Here is a 1,195-nt window from a genome sequence, read left to right as displayed (position 1 = left end):
ATATACTGTAGACTTTCAATTTTCTATCTATATCTTGACTATTTAACAGGCGCATATTGCCACTCTCTTTATATGAATTGTTTATCTGCTAGATGTTGCCGGGAGCCTTTCTCCTGTATATTTATTTCAATCAAGTCTACCAAGTTGTTTTTCACAGCCACTTTAGTAAAGAAGCGACAAAAGAATTAATAGTTCTCGCACAGAAGTTTGTCAGTACATTCGACAGTGCTCTATCTGATTAAATAAACCACACCATTGTTCAAATTGAGTTACTGGATAATCAATTAGATAGAGTTGAAGCCGAGATAAAAGATCATAAGTTACACGATTCTGTTGTCATGACCATTCCAGATATCCGTTATATCCATGGTAGAATGGCACTCGGTGAAATCAATGATATTCACCGTTTCTCCAACTCCATTAGGCTGTTGGCATTCGATGGTTTAGATTCATCTGTTTATCAGTCTAGAAACTTTCTTTTAAGCGAAACGTACCCGTATATGAAACAAATAGCTATTATGATGCCAGATGCCAAGATGGTGGAAAACCGACCTCACTACAACGTATTATGGCACTGTGCCAACAAACTCATTAGAGTCATCTGGAAGATGCTCACTGACAATGTCGAATTTAACCTTGATTAAAAAGTCGTTAAAACAGTACCGATAGATTTTGAAAATACACCCTTAGAGATCTTTATTATAGTTGCCCGTTTTACCGTCAATACAACAAAGAAACAAGCTATCAGTTCATCAGCTATATCTACATATGTACTATCTTATTTATTTAGGTAAACAGTCCTCGCTTGAATCAACGCTTCCTTTACAGCTCATACACATTTTTCTGAGTTTCTCAGCTTCTGCACTCTCGACTTGTTTTTTGACATAGAAAGCACAGACATTAATAAAAAAAGAACTTTATACTGTCCTTATTCGATCTGGATACTGATATTTGACAGTTGATATTCTTATTGTAATATATTAATTATACGCTTCCACTACACCATTTACTACACCATTTTCGCAAAAAATGACGATTTTTGACGACTCCAGGCAAAAAGTAAGAACCCGCAAAAACCTTGTAAAATAAGGCTTTACGGGCTCTGACACCACAGGACAAAACCACCCTAAACGAGCCAAGAGGTAAGTACTAACTAATCTTGCCAAGCCATATTCTTTCAAACTATATTTATAAT

The 1,195-nt window shown here is 35.7% G+C and carries 2 protein-coding genes; one reads left to right on the top strand and one right to left on the bottom strand.

Annotation, left to right across the window (positions count from 1 at the left end):
• Positions 1-338 precede the first annotated feature (338 nt).
• Positions 339-644, top strand: a complete 306-nt coding sequence (locus H6A13_RS13600; protein ID WP_204909941.1) for a hypothetical protein — start codon at positions 339-341, stop codon at positions 642-644.
• A gap of 336 nt (positions 645-980) precedes the next feature.
• Here the strand turns inward: H6A13_RS13600 and H6A13_RS12955 are convergent.
• The coding region (locus tag H6A13_RS12955; protein WP_204909940.1) for a hypothetical protein at positions 981-1,195 on the bottom strand (215 nt) is incomplete at its 5' end.

Origin of the sequence: Mordavella massiliensis, from assembly GCF_016902415.1 — a bacterium.
GTDB lineage: Bacteria > Bacillota > Clostridia > Lachnospirales > Lachnospiraceae > Merdimonas > Merdimonas faecigallinarum.
The sequence above is the reverse complement of the archived record's forward strand: the minus strand, read 5'-3'. Positions and strand labels throughout refer to the sequence as shown.

What these genes read in the sequence shown, in the direction of transcription:
- H6A13_RS13600 (WP_204909941.1), top strand. Translation starts at nt 339, where the DNA reads ATGACCATTCCAGATATCCGTTATATCCATGGTAGAATGGCACTCGGT.